The 14,972-nt window shown below is 64.3% G+C and carries 15 protein-coding genes; 6 read left to right on the forward strand and 9 right to left on the reverse strand.

The window, feature by feature from the left end:
- Positions 1–108: 108 nt before the first annotated feature.
- The 4 genes from P6U31_RS25015 to P6U31_RS25030 all read right to left on the reverse strand — a co-directional run bounded on the left by P6U31_RS25015 (position 109) and on the right by P6U31_RS25030 (position 4,330).
- Positions 109–513 (reverse strand): YccF domain-containing protein, encoded by a 405-nt coding sequence (locus tag P6U31_RS25015; protein ID WP_407184430.1) that lies wholly within the window; start codon positions 511–513, stop codon positions 109–111.
- Positions 514–564: 51 nt separating this feature from the next.
- Positions 565–1,656: a rhomboid family intramembrane serine protease gene (locus P6U31_RS25020; protein WP_407184431.1), complete on the reverse strand. Its 1,092-nt coding sequence runs from the start codon at positions 1,654–1,656 to the stop codon at positions 565–567.
- Between the two features lie 208 nt (positions 1,657–1,864).
- A complete protein-coding gene (locus tag P6U31_RS25025; RefSeq protein WP_407184432.1) occupies positions 1,865–3,409 on the reverse strand; it encodes an acyl-CoA synthetase in 1,545 nt (514 codons plus the stop codon).
- A gap of 111 nt (positions 3,410–3,520) precedes the next feature.
- Positions 3,521–4,330, reverse strand: a complete 810-nt coding sequence (locus tag P6U31_RS25030) for a crotonase/enoyl-CoA hydratase family protein (RefSeq protein WP_407184433.1) — start codon at positions 4,328–4,330, stop codon at positions 3,521–3,523.
- 106 nt (positions 4,331–4,436) lie between these two features.
- Here P6U31_RS25030 and P6U31_RS25035 point away from each other — a divergent pair, with 106 nt between their 5' ends.
- Both P6U31_RS25035 and P6U31_RS25040 read left to right on the forward strand, forming a co-directional pair.
- Positions 4,437–5,309 carry an SDR family oxidoreductase gene (locus P6U31_RS25035; RefSeq protein WP_407184434.1) on the forward strand — a complete coding sequence of 291 codons (873 nt, stop codon included), beginning with the start codon at positions 4,437–4,439 and terminating at the stop codon, positions 5,307–5,309.
- Between the two features lie 293 nt (positions 5,310–5,602).
- A complete protein-coding gene (locus tag P6U31_RS25040; protein ID WP_407184435.1) occupies positions 5,603–7,147 on the forward strand; it encodes a fatty acid--CoA ligase in 1,545 nt (514 codons plus the stop codon).
- Between the two features lie 174 nt (positions 7,148–7,321).
- Here the strand turns inward: P6U31_RS25040 and P6U31_RS25045 are convergent, their stop codons facing one another.
- The gene (locus tag P6U31_RS25045) at positions 7,322–8,596 is read right to left on the reverse strand and encodes an acyl-CoA dehydrogenase family protein (RefSeq protein WP_407184436.1); all 1,275 of its coding nucleotides are present in this window, start codon (positions 8,594–8,596) and stop codon (positions 7,322–7,324) included.
- A gap of 211 nt (positions 8,597–8,807) precedes the next feature.
- Between P6U31_RS25045 and P6U31_RS25050 the strand changes: the two genes are divergently transcribed.
- Entirely contained in the window at positions 8,808–9,587 is a 780-nt protein-coding gene (locus tag P6U31_RS25050) for an enoyl-CoA hydratase-related protein (RefSeq protein ID WP_407184437.1), read from the forward strand.
- A 138-nt stretch (positions 9,588–9,725) separates the two neighbouring features.
- On the opposite strand, the gene P6U31_RS25055 is transcribed toward P6U31_RS25050, so the two are convergent.
- From P6U31_RS25055 to P6U31_RS25070, 4 genes are read right to left on the reverse strand one after another with little or no spacing between them, the layout of a single operon-like run.
- Entirely contained in the window at positions 9,726–10,103 is a 378-nt protein-coding gene (locus P6U31_RS25055; RefSeq protein ID WP_407184438.1) for a DUF6285 domain-containing protein, read from the reverse strand.
- Positions 10,104–10,106: 3 nt separating this feature from the next.
- Positions 10,107–11,093 (reverse strand): phosphotransferase family protein, encoded by a 987-nt coding sequence (locus tag P6U31_RS25060; RefSeq protein ID WP_407184439.1) that lies wholly within the window; start codon positions 11,091–11,093, stop codon positions 10,107–10,109.
- Positions 11,090–11,878, reverse strand: a complete 789-nt coding sequence (locus P6U31_RS25065; protein ID WP_407184440.1) for an enoyl-CoA hydratase/isomerase — start codon at positions 11,876–11,878, stop codon at positions 11,090–11,092. The genes P6U31_RS25060 and P6U31_RS25065 overlap by 4 nt, the downstream gene beginning before the upstream one ends.
- A gap of 25 nt (positions 11,879–11,903) precedes the next feature.
- On the reverse strand, positions 11,904–12,056 hold the full coding sequence (locus P6U31_RS25070; RefSeq protein WP_407184441.1) for a hypothetical protein: 153 nt from the start codon (positions 12,054–12,056) through the stop codon (positions 11,904–11,906).
- Between P6U31_RS25070 and P6U31_RS25075 the strand changes: the two genes are divergently transcribed.
- The 3 genes from P6U31_RS25075 to P6U31_RS25085 all read left to right on the forward strand — a co-directional run bounded on the left by P6U31_RS25075 (position 12,055) and on the right by P6U31_RS25085 (position 14,909).
- Positions 12,055–12,834, forward strand: a complete 780-nt coding sequence (locus P6U31_RS25075; RefSeq protein ID WP_407184442.1) for an SDR family NAD(P)-dependent oxidoreductase — start codon at positions 12,055–12,057, stop codon at positions 12,832–12,834. The two genes, P6U31_RS25070 and P6U31_RS25075, sit on opposite strands and share 2 nt — an antisense overlap.
- Positions 12,835–12,941: 107 nt before the next feature.
- Positions 12,942–13,322 carry a VOC family protein gene (locus P6U31_RS25080; RefSeq protein ID WP_407184443.1) on the forward strand — a complete coding sequence of 127 codons (381 nt, stop codon included), beginning with the start codon at positions 12,942–12,944 and terminating at the stop codon, positions 13,320–13,322.
- Positions 13,323–13,631: 309 nt separating this feature from the next.
- The gene (locus P6U31_RS25085; protein WP_225143807.1) at positions 13,632–14,909 is read left to right on the forward strand and encodes an acyl-CoA dehydrogenase family protein; all 1,278 of its coding nucleotides are present in this window, start codon (positions 13,632–13,634) and stop codon (positions 14,907–14,909) included.
- The last annotated feature ends 63 nt before the right edge of the window (positions 14,910–14,972 follow it).

The raw sequence follows: 14,972 nt of genomic DNA on the forward strand, positions 1-14,972 counted from the left end.
CTTGGGGGCGATGCGGTAAGCGGGCTGGCCATAGCAGCAAGCTTGCTTTCGGCGTCAGCGGCCGGCTTGATGGGTTTCGCTGCGCCCTACCCATTCCGCACGTTCGCCTCAGGCCGGCACGATCACCTTGCCGATCGGCCACAGCGCGATGCCGGCGAGCTTGAGGTGCGCCCAGGCGAAGGGGATGCCGATGATGGTGACAGCGAGCACCAGCGCCGTCAGGAGGTGGCCGAGCGCCAGCCACCAGCCGGCGAGCACGAACCAGATGATGTTGCCGATCACCCCGAGCGGGCCGGTGCCGATATCCTCGACGCCGGTGACGTCGTAACGGTTGACTGCCTTCGAGCCGAACGGCAGCAATGTGTAGACGGCAATGTTGAACGCCGCTCGCGCCCAGGGCAGGCCGACGATGGTGATGGCCATGATGACCGCGGCGACCACCCAGCCGAACGCCATCCAGGCGCCGCCGATGAGGATCCAGAGCAGGTTGAGCAGGATGGAAACGGGGGCCATGGCTTTATCCGTGGGGTCAGTGACCCCTTCAGTATAGCACGTCCCGCGAGGTCATAGTCCATGACGTCGGCTGCGTTCCGCACGCAACGATGTGCCGACGAACCCGACATCCTCGATCCCGCGCGAAATCTCGTTCGCGCAAAGCCAAAGCGTCAGTGCGGCGATGCCGATCGCGCTGAGCCCGGAGATGAGAATGGGATTCGAGCAGAGTATGACAAGAAAAACGTCGAGCGGGGGATATCCAATCGGCGTGTGCGGCCAACAATAAAATGCCAGAGCCCAACCGCACAGCATCACGACGGCGGCGTTCACTCCGGCCAAGGCCGTCACGACGATCGCGAGACCCTTTTTCATGGAAAGCCCGAGATCGACCAGCTTCACGACGGCACAATATGCGGCCGCGATCATGATCACCGGACCCCAACTGGAAGCCTCCGCAGCGATAGCCTGGGCCGGACCGCTCCAGACCCACAGCGCCATCACGCCGGCGAGCACGGCCAGATTGACCTTCACGGCTTCGGGAAACTTGCAGCGAAGCAGATAGGCATTCGCCTTCTCGACCAGGTCCAGCAGTGCGCAGACGATCAGCCCGGCCGCAAAGCCACCGAGGTGAACGCCCCAATCGATGCGCGAATTGCCGAGCGCGAACGCAATGTTCAGGCCGATGTTGATCGCGAAGAAATCGAAGCTGACCTCGAGCTTGCCGAGGATCCACAGGCAAAGCAGTGCGCCCAGGATGCCCGACGTCGCGCCGGACGCGCCGACCGTCAAATAGGGTGTGGAATGGATGCCGTTGCCGATGACGGCACCGAGCACCATCGCGCAGAGATAGATGATGAGAAAATAGGCCGGCCCGACCCGCCGCTCCAGATGTGCACCCCACAGCACGAGGCACAGCATGTTCATGGTGAGATGAACCAAATTGACGTGCAGAAAACCGTAGGCAACGAGGCGCCAGTATTCATGCCGAGCGATCGCAGTCGCATACATGCCGCCGTAGCGATACAGTAACTCCGCCGGCGCCGCCGGACCGCCCGCCTGGATGAAGCAGAACCCCGACGCGAGGACCCTCACGGTCATCAGCGTGTAGACGGCGGCATGAGGCACTTCGAAGAAACCGGGACTGGCGCGGTGTGACGGCATGGATGATTGCAACGGGCCTGGCGTGGGAATGCCAACCTAGCCCAGCCGGCCGGTGATTGCTACTCCCGCGCGTACCACCAGGTGCCCGCTACCATCCTCGAATTTCGGCTCGCGCATTTGTTTCGATGGGCAAAGGCGCGCTCGCGCCGTCCCACGATATGTCTCCGTAAGCGAAATTGGTGGGCACTTCCGTCACCCTATTACAGTGTCAGATCTTCCGCCCCGCCTGCTCCCAATAGGGATCGCGCAGGCGGCGCTTGTAGATCTTGCCGGAATCTTCGCGCGGCAGGCCGCGGCGGATTTCGATGTGCTTGGGCACCTTGTAATCGGCCAGATGCCCCTTCAACGCGGCGCGGACATCGGAGGCCGCGAGCGTGATTCCTGCCTGCGGCTCGACCACGGCCATCAGGGCCTCGCCGAACTCGGCATCGGGGATGCCGAACACGGCGCAATCATTCACGCCGGGGACGGCATGCAGCACGGATTCGATCTCGGCCGGGTAGATGTTGACGCCGCCTGAGATCACCATGTCGCGCTTGCGGTCGCAGATGAAGACGTAGCCGTCCTCGTCGATATAGCCGACGTCGCCGGAGGTGATGAAGCCGTCGCGGTCGATCTCCGCGCGCTTCTCGGGCTTGTTGTGATAAGTGAAGTCGGCAAGCTCGGCCATGCGGGAATAGATCTCGCCGATCTCGCCCACCCCCAGCATGCGGCCGTCCTCGCCGATGAAGCGCAGCTCGGCGCCGGGCGAGATCTTGCCGACGGTCCCGGGCTTCTTCAACGCATCCTCCGAGGTCGCGAAGGTGACGGCGCTGGATTCGGTCGAGCCGTAGAATTCGTAGATCACCGGCCCCCACCATTCGATCATGGCACGCTTGACGTCGGCCGGGCACGGCGCGGCGGCATGGATGACGTGGCGCAGCGAGGAAACGTCGTATTTCTTGCGCACCGCCTCCGGCAGCTTCATCAGGCGGATGAACATGGTCGGCACCATGAAGATGGTGTCGATCTTGTAACGCTCGATCGCCTCCAGAAATTCCTCCGCTTCGAAGCGCGGCATCAGCACCAGCACCCCGCCGAGCTTGCCGGCGCGGATGCCGAACGAGTTCGGCGCCGAATGATAGAGCGGGCCCGGCAGCAATGCGCGGGCGCCCGGCTTCAGGCCGTAGATCATCGCTCGCATGCGCTCGCCGGCGGCCTGCTGCTCCGGCGTCGGGGCGTTGCGCCGCACGCCCTTGGGATGGCCTGTGGTGCCCGAGGTGTAGATCATGTTCATCGGCTGCGGCACGACCGGGCCATCATATGGCGGGTGCTGCGCGAGCCAGGATTCGAATTCGATCGCAAAGCCAGGCGTCGCCAGATGATCCGGATCGAGCTTGTAATTGGACAGGATCTCCGGCGGCGTCGGCACGCTGAGCACGGTGACGCCCTCAGGAACCGCATCGCGCAGGCCGTGCAGCATGTCGGCATGTGCGATCAGCACTGACGTGCCGGAGTCCTTAAGGATGTAATTGATCTCTTCCGGCTTGAAGTGCCAGTTGATCGGAACGCCATAGGCACCGAGCCGCATTGCGGCATAGGCGGCCTCCAGGAAAGCGATGTCGTTGCGCATCAGCATGCAGACGCAATCGCCCTGGCGGACACCGATCTTGGCGAGACCGGACGCGATGCGGTCGGCGCGATCGGCGATTTCGGTATGGGTGCGGCGGCGGTCGCCGGAGACGATGCCGAGGAAGTCAGACGTTTCGCTCATTGTTGTTTTTCTTTGTTGTCGGTTGTCATTCCGGGATGGTCCAAAGGACCATACCCGGAATCTCGAGGTTCCGGGTTCGGTGCTTCGCACCGCCCCGGAACGACGGAGAGATCAATCCGCAAAGTTCGGCGCGCGCTTCTCCAGATTGGCGCGCACGGCCTCGGTCTGGTTCGGGCTGCCGATCAGCTTCTGCTGCTCGACCGATTCCGCAAGCAGTGCCGGACCCGGATCAACCGAGAGATTGTTCAACATCCGCTTGGCGGCGCGGATCGCATCCGGGCTCTTGCCGGCAATCTCGCGCGCAACCTCCAGCGCCGCGGCGCGCGGATCGTCGCAGATGCGGGTGGCGAGGCCGTAAGCCATCGCCTCCTGCGCGGAGAAGATGCGCCCGGTGTAGGTGAGGTCGCGCAAGATGTCGTCGCGCACGAGGCTGGCCAGGATCGGCGTGCCTGCCATGTCGGGCACGAGGCCCCATTTGATCTCCATGATCGACATCCGTGCATCCGCCGAGAGGAAGCGCATGTCGGCACCGAGCGAGAGCTGGAAGCCGCCGCCGAAAGCGACGCCGTGCACGGCCGCGATCACCGGCACCGGAAGCTGGCGCCAGCCCCAGACCGCCTGTTGCGGGAAGTTCGCCTGGCCATGCGTGCGCTTGGTGAGGTCGCGATTTTCGCCGCCCGGAATTCCGTTGCCGCCCTTCTCCTTCATGGCGGCAAAACGTCCCATGTCGAGACCGGCGCAGAAGGCGCGGCCCTCGCCTGACAGCACGACCGCGCGCAGGCCTTTCTCCTTCGAAAGCCGGTCGGTCGCGGCGACGAGGGCCTCGAACATGGCCTGATCCAGCGCGTTCATCTTGTCGGCGCGCACCAGGCGCACATCCGCGACGCCTTCCGAGATCGAGATCGAGACGCGCTCTTCCATGGACGAATTCTCCCCTGTTCTTGCCGTGTTGCCGCTTTACAGGACGCTGGCGGCCGGATTTAGTCAATCGACCAATTAACTGACAATCCCTACGGGGGAAACAGCCATGTTCAAGGAAAATCTTCTGGCCGGCCGGCGCATTCTCGTCACCGGCGGCGGCACCGGTCTCGGCAAGTCGATGGCGGCGCGCTTCCTCCAGCTCGGCGCCGAGGTGCACATCTGCGGTCGCCGCAAGATCGTGTGCGACGAGACCGCCACCGAGCTGATGGACCTCTATGGCGGCCGCGTCACCAGCCACGGCGTCGACATCCGCAACGCGCTCGCGGTCGACGAGATGGTCGAAAACATCTTTCGCGACGGTGGCCTCACCGACCTCATCAACAATGCCGCCGGCAACTTCATCTCGCGTACCGAGGAGCTGTCGCCGCGCGGCTTCGACGCGGTCGCCAACATCGTCATGCACGGCACGTTCTACGTGACCCATGCGGTCGGCAAGCGCTGGATCGCGGACAAGCAGCCCGGTAACGTCGTCTCGATCACCGTGACCTGGGTGCGCAACGGCTCGCCTTACGTGGTGCCGTCGGCGATGAGCAAGTCGGCAATCCATGCCATGACGATGTCGCTCGCGACCGAATGGGGCCGCTACGGCATCCGCCTCAACACCATCGCGCCGGGCGAGATCCCGACCGAAGGCATGAGCAAGCGCATCAAGCCCGGCGACGAGGCCGGCGCGCGCACCAAGGCGATGAACCCGATGGGCCGCGTCGGCACCATGGAGGAACTGCAGAACCTCGCGGTGTTCCTGATCTCCGGCGGCTGCGACTGGATCAACGGCGAGACCATCGCAATGGACGGCGCGCAGGCGCTTGCCATGGGCGGCAACTTCTATCAGCTCCGCGACTGGAGCGACGACGACTGGAAGACCGCGCGCGAGAGCATCATGGCGCAGAACGAGAAGGACCGCGCGAAGCGAGGGTGATGGCGCTTTGCGCATGCGAGGCGCTGTGAGGGACTAGCACTCCCTTCCTCGCGAACGCGGGGACCTATGACCACAGGGAGACGTGTGGGGCGAGAAGGTAACCCCGAGTCTGCGCCAAATCCCTGCTGCGGCGTATGGGTCCCGGATCTGCGCGCGCTTATGGCGCGCTTGGCCGGGACGACAGCCGGGCTCCCATCTTGTCTTCATCCGCGGATGTCGCCACACTCCCCGGCATAAAACAAAACGCCACGGGAGAAACATGTCCACACAGAAACTGGCGAACCTCGCCCGACATGGTGCGCGAGCGCGCCAAGAGCCGCGGTAACGCTATCGCCTACGAGTTCGAGGGCCGCGTCACCAGCTTTGCCGAATTCGACGTCAAGACCAACAAGGTCGCCAACGCGCTCCTTACGATGGGGGGCGGACGCGGCGACCGCATCGCCTATCTCGGCAAGAACAGCGACATCTATTTCGAGCTCTTGATGGGCGCGATGAAGGCCGGCGTCGTGATGGCGCCGGTGAACTGGCGGCTCGCCGGACCCGAGGTCGCCTTCATCGTTTCGGACTGCAAGGCGCCGGTTCTGTTCGTCGGGCCGGAATTCATCACGCAGGTGCGCCAGATCAGGGATCAGGTTCCGGGCGTGCGGACCATCATCACCACCGAGGACGGCGCAGCGGAATGGCCGGATTTTACGGCCTGGCGCGATGCGCAGAGCGGCAATGATCCCAAGCTGCCGATCGACCCGAAAGACGTCGCGATCCAGCTCTACACGTCAGGCACGACCGGCAAGCCCAAGGGCGCGATGCTGAGCCACGCGAACTTCCTGAACCTCGTGCAATCAGGCAATGCCGAGGACAAGCCGGAGTGGAACCGGTGGTCGACCGACGACGTGTCGCTGGTCGCCATGCCGGTGTTCCACATCGGCGGCTCCGGCTGGGGCGTGATGGGGCTCTATCACGGGGCGCGCGGCGTGATCGCGCGCGAGTTCGACCCGACCAAGATTCTGGATTTCTTCGAGCAGTCGGGCATCACGAAACTGTTCATGGTGCCGGCGGCGATGCAGTTCGTGGTGCGGCAGCCGCGCGCCAGGACGGTGGACTTCTCGCGACTGAAATACATGCTGTATGGCGCCTCGCCGATCCCTGCGGCGCTGCTGAAGGAATGCATCGAGGTCTTCAAATGCGGCTTCGTCCAGCTGTATGGGATGACGGAGACGACCGGCACGATCGTCGCGCTGCCGCCCGAGGATCACGTGGAAGGTTTGGAGCGGATGCGCTCGGCCGGCAAGGCGCTGCCGGGCGTCGAGATCGCCATCCTTGATCCGGCCGGCAAGCCGCTGCCGCCGCGCCAGGTCGGCGAGATCGCGACGCGCTCCGGCTCCAACATGGCGGGCTACTGGAATCTGCCGGAGGCCACCGCTGCGACGCTGCGCGGCGACGGCTGGCTGCGCACGGGCGATGCCGGCTACATGGACGAGGACGGCTATCTCTACATTCACGACCGCATCAAGGACATGATCATCTCCGGCGGCGAGAACATCTACCCTGCCGAGGTCGAGAGCGCGCTGTGCGATCACCCTGATGTCGCAGAAGCCGCCGTGATCGGCGTGCCCGACGAGAAATGGGGCGAGGCGGTGAAGGCCGTCGTGGTGATGAAGCCCGGCAAGGAGGCGACCGCCACCGACATCATCAACTTTACCCGGACGCGCATCGCCGGCTACAAGACGCCGAAGAGCGTGGAGTTCCTGCCGGCACTGCCGCGAAATCCAAGTGGCAAGATCCTGCGGCGGCAGTTGCGCGAGCCGTATTGGGCGGGCAAGGATCGGCGGGTGAATTAGCCTCGAGGCGCAGCCATCGAGACTACCTCCTTTGAGAGATGCTGGATTGCTTCGCTGCGCTCGCAATGACGGAGAAGAGAGGCGTTTCTCTCTCTCTCCACATCGTTGCGCGGATACGACGAAGCAATCCAGACTGCCGCCGCGCAAGACGCTCGTCGCATTCAGAACGGCTTATCAATGCTTCCCCGGCCCCATATAGCCGAACAGGAACCCCGCCACTTTCCGCATCTGGATCTCCTCGCTGCCTTCGGTGATGCGATAGCGGCGGTGGTGGCGGTAGATGTGCTCGAATGGCTTGTGGCGTGAATAGCCCATGCCGCCGTGGACCTGCATGGCGCGGTCCGCGGATTCGCAGCAGAGGCGGTTTGCCCAGTAATTGCACATCGAGACGCGGTCGGAGAGCGTGCGCTCGATCTGCTCCTCGGTGAGCTGGTCCATCTCCCAGGCGGTCTTGCGGATCAGAAGGCGCAGCATCTCGGCCTGCGTCGCGAGCTCGACCAGCGGGAACTGGATCGCCTGGTTTTCCGCGAGCGCCCGGCCGAACGGCTTGCGCTCTCGGGCATATTTGACGCTCTCGTTGATGCAGTAGACCGCAGCGCCGAGCGAGCTTGCGGCCTGGCGGATGCGGTTCTGGTGCACGAAGCATTGCGCCAGCGACAGGCCGCGGCCGACCTCGCCGAACAGCGCATTCTCCGGCACGAACACATCGGTGAAGCTGACGCGGGGATGGTCGGTCGGCATGTTGAAGGTCCACATGTATTCCTCGACCTTCACGCCGGGGCTCTTGGCCGGCACCAGGAAGCAGGTGATGCCGCGGGCATCGCCGTCATTGCCGCTGGTGCGCGCGAACAGCGCGCAGTGCGTGGCGACGTGCATGCCGGTCGTCCACATCTTCTCGCCGTTGATGATCCAGCCCTTGACGTTGTCGCGGGTCGCGGGCACCGCGCGCGTTTCCATGTGGGTGGCGTCCGAGCCGTGATGCGGCTCCGTCAATCCAAAGGTGATGCGGTACTTGCCCCTGATCGAGCCGTCGATCATCGCCTTCTGGTCGTCGCGGCCGTAGCGATCAAGCATGGTGACGACGGGGAAATTGCCGACGATGGAATGCTCGTTCTGGAGATCGTTGTGCAGGCCAAGGCCCTTTGCGGCGAAGTGCTCGCGGATCACGGCCATCCAGAGATTGGAGCCGTCCTTGCCGCCATATTGCTTCGGCACGGGAAAGCGCAGATGCCCGGCGGCATCGGCGAGATCTTTGGCCTTGCGCAGCAGCGCTTCCCATTCATGGCGCGGCAGGCCGCCATTCTCGAAATCCGTGCGCGCCCATTCGCGGCGATGGTCGAAGAAGCGGATGTTGTCGTCGGCTTCCTCCAGCGGCTTGATCTCGCATTCGATGAAACGGTCGAGTTCTCCGAGATAGGCGACGAGATCGGCAGGCAATGAGAAATCCAAGGGTTCTCTCCCGGAATGATTTATCGTTTTGCGTTAAGGCGCTAGGCGCGTTCTTGCTTCGCACGATTAAGGTGAGAAGAGCACGTCCAAGTCAAGCAAGGCGAGACGTGCCGAAGGCGCAAGGCGCTTTGCGCAATTCGATGGTGCTCAGGCGGACCCGCACGGTAGTATGGCGCCAATATTCCTTCGAAAGAAAATCCGGGAGCGCGCGATGGAGCTGAAATTCTCAAAGGTGGAACGCAAGGGGCCGATCACGATCGTGACGCTGTCGCGGCCCGAGGTCTACAACGCGCTGCACACCGATGCGCATTTCGAATTGCAGAAAGTGTTCGACGATTTCTCCGCGGACCCTGAGCAGTGGATCGCAATCGTCACAGGCGCCGGCGACAAGGCGTTCTGCGCCGGCAACGATTTGAAGTGGCAGGCGGCCGGGGGAAAGCGAGGCTGGGACAAGGGCGGCTTTGCCGGCCTCACCTCGCGTTTCGACTGCGACAAGCCGATCATCGCTGCCGTGAACGGCGTTGCCATGGGCGGTGGCTTCGAAATCGCGCTGGCCTGCGACCTGATCATCGCCGCGGAGAACGCAACCTTCGCCCTGCCTGAGCCGCGGGTTGGCCTTGCCGCGCTCGCCGGCGGCCTGCACCGGTTGCCGCGACAGATCGGCCTGAAGCGCGCCATGGGCATGATCCTCACCGCCCGGCATGTCAGCGCCAAGGAAGGTCTTGAGCTCGGCTTCGTCAACGAGGTAGTGCCGCAGGGCGAGGCGCTCGCCGCCGCGCTGCGCTGGGCCGAGATGATCGCCAAGAACTCGCCAATGTCGATCCGCGCCTCGAAGCAGGCGATCCAGAAGGGGCTCGGCGTCTCGCTGGAGCAGGCGATCGCGGAGCAGCGGGATTATCCGGCCGTGAAGGCCATGGTGGCCTCGCAGGACTACATCGAGGGCCCGAAGGCGTTCTCGGAGAAGCGGCCGCCGAAATGGGTGGGGAAGTGACCGCGTCTTGCGCCGTCATTCCGGGGCGCGCCGTCAGGCGCGAGCCCGGAATCCATCAAGCAACAGAACGCGCGGATAAATGGATTCCGGGCTCGTCGCTGCGCGACGCCCCGGAATGACGGAGTATGTAGCTGCCGCCTACCCGCCCCGCCCGAGCTCCCGCTTGTACGACGCGTAGTTCGGCTGATCCACCGCGAGCTTGTCCATCGTGGTCGCCCACAGATGCTCGGCGAGGCCCGGGGTTGCGAGATCGATCTCGCCCCTGGCGATGCGATCGGCGAACACGCGGTTGAGCTCCATGACCGAGCCGTTCTCGCCGAGCAGCTCGCGCAGACGCTCGACTTCCGCAGCATCGCTCCCCTCCTCCCTCGTCAGTTGCCGCGTGACGAGATCGAGGATGTTGATGGCGACGCGCAGCTTGAAGGCCTGGTGGCCGGAGATCAGCGGCGTGATGTCGTTGCGGAGGAAATCGGCGACCGCCTTGGTCAGCTCGATCGGTGTCGGCTCGTCTTGCATGTGTCAGCTCCCGCGCGGCGCCAGAAGCCGCAACAGATCGATCTCGGTCTCGGAGGCGCGGCGGCCGATCATGGCGCGCTCCATGGAATGATCCGGCCCTTCGCGGAACCGCTGCATCATGCCGCCGCACATGATGCCCCAGCGCAAGGTGCCCATCACTTCCCAAAATTTGACGCGCGCGGCGTCGACCTTGCGGCCAGCCGCCTCATAGCCTGCGAACAGCTCCTCGCGCGAGCCGAAGCCGCCGACGGGCTTGTCGATCTCGCCGAAGCGCCATGAGTTGACGCAGACCCAGCCGAGATCCTCCATGGGGTCGCCGAGATGGGCGAGCTCCCAGTCCAGCACGGCGCGGACGCCGTCGGCGCCGATGATGAGATTGCCGTTGCGGAAATCGCCATGCACCAGCGTGGTCTCGGCCGAGGGACCGGGATCGTGGTCGCGCAGCCAGCGCAGCGCCAGCTCGAACACGGGCTTGGGCCAGTTCAGGCTGCGATAGTCGCGCTCGAACTCGGATATCTCCTGGGTCGCCGACCTGCTGCGCAACACGGGCAGTTTGTCCTGCGGCAGCCGATGGAGACCGGCGAGAATGCCGCCGATCTGCCGCGCCAGAATCGGGCGCGCCGCCGCGTACTCGTCATCGCGAAGAATCTTGCGGGCGATGGTCTCGCCCTCGACCCGCTGCATGACGAAGCCGGTGCCGAGATCGTCCTCGACCGTCAGCACATGCATCACGCGCGGCGACGGCACGCCGGCCTCGAAGGCGAGCTGCATCAGCTGCGCTTCAGCGGCAAGCCCGGCCGCGCGGGTTGGCGCGGCGCCATAGCCTTTCGGCGAGCGGCGCAGGATCGCGCCGATCACTCCATCCGGATGCAGGATATCGAAGCGCCAGGTTTCCTGGCTGGCGCCGCCGGAGAGCTTTGCCGCGCCGGTGACGCCGGTCGCGCCCTTGCACCAGCGCCGGACACTGCGGGAGAGTTCGGCCTCGATCATTTGCCTTTGAACTGCGCGGGCCGTTTCTCCAGGAACGCGCCGACGCCCTCACGGAAATCCTGGGTGTCGCCGGCGCGGAGCTGGCACTGGAATTCGAGATTGAGCTGATCCTCGAAGGAATTTTCGGGGCTGTCCCAATAGAGCTTGCGGATCAGCGCCAACGCCACCGTCGGGCCGCTGGCGAGCTCGCGCGCGAGCTTCATCGCTTCCTCCATCAGCACGCCGTCGTCATAGACGCGGTTGACGAGGCCCCATTCCAGTGCCTTCTCGGCCGGCAGCCGCTCGCCCATCAGCGACAATTCGATCGAGCGCGCGCGGCCGACGAGGCGCGGCAACAGCCAGGTCGAGCCGCAATCCGGCACGAGCCCGATGCGGCGGAACGCCTGCAGGAAATAGGACGAGCGTGCGCACAAGATCATGTCGCCGAGCAGCGCGAAGCTCATGCCGGCACCGGCGGCCGGGCCGTTGACGGCCGTGATGATGGGGCAATGCAGGTTGCGGATGCGGCGCAGGAAGGGATGAAAGCCGGTCTCCAGCGTCAGGCCGGCCTTGGTCTTCTTCGACTGGTTGTTGCGCCCCTGCAGGTTGGCGCCGGTGCAGAAGGCCCGGCCCGCGCCGGTCAGCACCACGCAGCGCACCTCGTCCTTCTTCTCCTCGATCGTATCGAGCGCCTCGGCAAGGCCGCCCAGCATGTCCACGGAGACCGCGTTCATCACCTCCTGATGGTCGAGCCTGAGGATCGCGACCGAGCCATCGAAGTCGAGCGTGACGTGTTTGAACTGCATGGTTTCCTCGTCAGTTGCGCCTGCGTCAGTTTCGCAGACCGGAATTCGTTTGCCGGGGCGCATATTTGATTTTTGGCGCGGTCTTGTCCATGGTGATCAGAGCATAGCAAGCAATCTTGCGCGCAGCGGCTGATGCGCCGCATGCCAGGATCTCCAGTAAGAACAGGAAACGCGCCATGAACCTTTTCGACCTCGCCGGCCGCGTCGCCGTGATCACCGGTGGCAATGGCGGCATCGGTCTCGGCATCGCGCAGGCGCTCGCCGGCCAGGGCTGCAACGTCTCGATCTGGGGCCGCAATCCCGACAAGAACAAGGCTGCGGCCGCGAGCATGGCGGGGCTCTCAGGCAAGGTCGACACCCGCGTCGTCGACGTCACCGATGCGGCCTCGGTCAATGCCGCGATGAAGGCGACGCTCGATACTTTCGGCCGGGTCGACGGTTGCTTCGCCAATGCCGGCATCGGCGGCGGCGGCCGGCGCTCCTTCATCGAGCGCACCGAAGAGGAATGGCGCACGATGTTCGCGACCAATCTCGACGGCGTGTTCCACGCCTTCCAGGCCGCGGCCAGGCACATGACCGAGCGCGCCAATGCCGGCGATCCCTTCGGCCGGCTGGTCGCAACCTCGAGCCTTGCCTCGATCTTCGGCACCGCCCGCAACGAGCACTATGCGGCAACGAAAGCCGCGATCAACGCGCTGGTGCGCGCGCTTGGCGTCGAGCTCGCCCGCCACGGCGTCACCGCCAACGCGATCCTGCCCGGCTGGATCAAGAGCGACATGACTGCAGGCATCATGGCCAACGAGAAATTCGTCGCCAACGTGATGCCCCGCATTCCGCAGCGCCGCTTCGGCGAAGCGAGCGATTTCGGCGGCATCGCGGTGTATCTGATGAGCAAGGCGTCGTCGTATCACACCGCGGATACGTTCGTGATCGACGGCGGCTATACGGCGTTCTAGTTCGTAACCCGGATGGAGCGAAGCGTAGTCCGGGACCACAAAAAGCAAGCAAGACCCGGATTTCGCTGCGCTCCATCCGGGCTACGCACTCTGAGGGAAATGGGCAAATGTTCTCGCACATCATGATCGGCACCAACGATCTCGACAAGGCCAAGGCGTTCTACGACAATCTGCTGAGCACGCTCGAGGTTCGACCGGCCAGGGTCGACGGCCATCGCATCTTCTACATCACCAAGACCGGTGTGTTCTCGGTGTCGAAGCCGATCAACGGCGAGCCGGCGACTTGCGCGAATGGCGGCACGATTGGCTTTGCGGCCAATTCGCCGGAGCAGGTCGATGCATGGCACGCGGCGGGCGTCGCAGCCGGCGGCAAGTCGATCGAGGATCCGCCCGGCATCCGTCAGGGCCCGGGCGGCAAGCTGTACCTCGCCTATCTGCGCGACCTCGACGGCAACAAGATCTGCGCGATGCACCGGATGCCCGCTTGAGGTCTCTCCTCGTCATTGCGAGGAGCCCGTGACAAAATTGCGAAGCAATTTTGCACTGGTGCGACGAAGCAATCCAGGCTGCCGCCGCGGTAAGATTCTGGATTGCTTCGCTACGCTCGCAATGACGGAGTCCTGGGGATCGGACGGCGCTCCAGCCCACTTGCGCGTCCCATTCAAACAACATTTCAAACGCTCTCGCGATATTCCATCGGATGGCATGGCCTCGCGCCTGAAAATGCACGCTCGCACTTTGGCCGCGCTGCGACTATTCTGAGCGCCAACACGAACTCAAGGCCTCCGGGAGGAACAATGACAAAGCACACCTACATTCCCCGCACCACCAACTACACCCTCAATCCCGGCGACGAGCTCAACGACCTCCGCATGTCGGACCAGGTCCGGCCGCTCTACGATCACGTCAAGAAGTTCATCCGCGACACCGTCGAGCCGATGTCGATCGAGTTCGCCAAGGCCGGCGAAGGCAAGGAGGATCGCTGGAGCTTCACGCCGAAGCAGCTCGAGGTGCTGGAGAAGGCCAAGAACAAGGCCAAGCAGGAAGGCCTCTGGAACTTCTTCCTGCCCGATGACGAGACCGGCCAGGGCCTGAAGAACCTCGACTACGCCTATATCGCGGCCGAGCTCGGCAAGAGCCCGCTGGCGTCGGAGACCATGAACTGCTCGGCGCCGGACACCGGCAACATGGAGGTGCTGGAGCGCGTCGGCACCAAGGAGCAGAAGGAGAAGTGGCTGAAGCCGCTGCTCAACGGCGAGATCCGTTCGGCCTATGTCATGACCGAGCCGAACGTCGCCTCCTCGGACGCCAAGAACATCTCGACGACCGCGAAGCTGGTCGGCGACGAATGGGTCATCAACGGCGAGAAATACTACATCTCCGGTCTCGGCGATCCCCGCTGCAAGATCCTCATCGTGATGGTGAAGACCAATCCGGACGCGCCACCGAGCAAGCAGCAGTCGCAGATCCTGGTGCCGCGCGACACGCCCGGCGTCGAGGTGCTCGGGCCCATGTACGTGTTCGGCCAGGACCACGCCCCGCGCGGCCACATGCATATGCGCTTCAACAATGTGCGGGTGCCGAAGGAGAACATCCTCCTCGGCGAAGGCCGCGGCTTCGAGATCTCGCAGCTTCGCCTCGGTCCCGGCCGCATCCATCACTGCATGCGCACCATCGGCAAGGCCGAGAAGGCGCTCGACCTGATGGTGCAGCGCGGCCTCACCCGCGAGGCGTTCGGCAAGAAGATTGCCCATCTCGGCGGCAACATGCAGATCATTGCGCAGGCCCGCTGCGAGATCGAGGCGATGCGGCTGATGGTGCTGAAGGCCGCCAAGGCGATGGACGTGCTCGGCAACAAGGAGGCCCGCGTCTGGGTCTCCATGGTCAAGGCCATGGTGCCGGAGCGCGCCTGCAGGATCATCGACCAGGCCATCCAGATGCACGGCGCCACCGGCATCTCGCACTGGACCCCGCTCGCCGAGATGTACCAGGACGTCCGCCACCTGCGCTTCGCCGACGGTCCGGACGAGGTGCACTGGATGGTGGTGGGACGGCACGAGCTCAGCATGGCGTGATCCCCACTCGTCGTGCGCGGGCTTGACCCGCGCATCCATGGAATGGAACATTTCTTCAGGATT

The sequence above is a fragment of the Bradyrhizobium centrosematis genome, assembly GCF_045571495.1.
Lineage (GTDB): Bacteria > Pseudomonadota > Alphaproteobacteria > Rhizobiales > Xanthobacteraceae > Bradyrhizobium > Bradyrhizobium centrosematis.

What these genes read in the sequence shown, in the direction of transcription:
- P6U31_RS25060 (WP_407184439.1), bottom strand. Translation starts at nt 11,093, where the DNA reads ATGATCGAGGCCGAACTCTCCCGCAGTGTCCGGCGCTGGTGCAAGGGC.
- P6U31_RS25070 (WP_407184441.1), bottom strand. Translation starts at nt 12,056, where the DNA reads ATGGCGCGTTTCCTGTTCTTACTGGAGATCCTGGCATGCGGCGCATCA.
- P6U31_RS25030 (WP_407184433.1), bottom strand. Translation starts at nt 4,330, where the DNA reads ATGGAAGAGCGCGTCTCGATCTCGATCTCGGAAGGCGTCGCGGATGTG.
- P6U31_RS25065 (WP_407184440.1), bottom strand. Translation starts at nt 11,878, where the DNA reads ATGCAGTTCAAACACGTCACGCTCGACTTCGATGGCTCGGTCGCGATC.
- P6U31_RS25035 (WP_407184434.1), top strand. Translation starts at nt 4,437, where the DNA reads ATGTTCAAGGAAAATCTTCTGGCCGGCCGGCGCATTCTCGTCACCGGC.
- P6U31_RS25050 (WP_407184437.1), top strand. Translation starts at nt 8,808, where the DNA reads ATGGAGCTGAAATTCTCAAAGGTGGAACGCAAGGGGCCGATCACGATC.
- P6U31_RS25040 (WP_407184435.1), top strand. Translation starts at nt 5,603, where the DNA reads ATGGTGCGCGAGCGCGCCAAGAGCCGCGGTAACGCTATCGCCTACGAG.
- P6U31_RS25075 (WP_407184442.1), top strand. Translation starts at nt 12,055, where the DNA reads ATGAACCTTTTCGACCTCGCCGGCCGCGTCGCCGTGATCACCGGTGGC.
- P6U31_RS25020 (WP_407184431.1), bottom strand. Translation starts at nt 1,656, where the DNA reads ATGCCGTCACACCGCGCCAGTCCCGGTTTCTTCGAAGTGCCTCATGCC.
- P6U31_RS25085 (WP_225143807.1), top strand. Translation starts at nt 13,632, where the DNA reads ATGACAAAGCACACCTACATTCCCCGCACCACCAACTACACCCTCAAT.
- P6U31_RS25025 (WP_407184432.1), bottom strand. Translation starts at nt 3,409, where the DNA reads ATGAGCGAAACGTCTGACTTCCTCGGCATCGTCTCCGGCGACCGCCGC.
- P6U31_RS25080 (WP_407184443.1), top strand. Translation starts at nt 12,942, where the DNA reads ATGTTCTCGCACATCATGATCGGCACCAACGATCTCGACAAGGCCAAG.
- P6U31_RS25055 (WP_407184438.1), bottom strand. Translation starts at nt 10,103, where the DNA reads ATGCAAGACGAGCCGACACCGATCGAGCTGACCAAGGCGGTCGCCGAT.
- P6U31_RS25015 (WP_407184430.1), bottom strand. Translation starts at nt 513, where the DNA reads ATGGCCCCCGTTTCCATCCTGCTCAACCTGCTCTGGATCCTCATCGGC.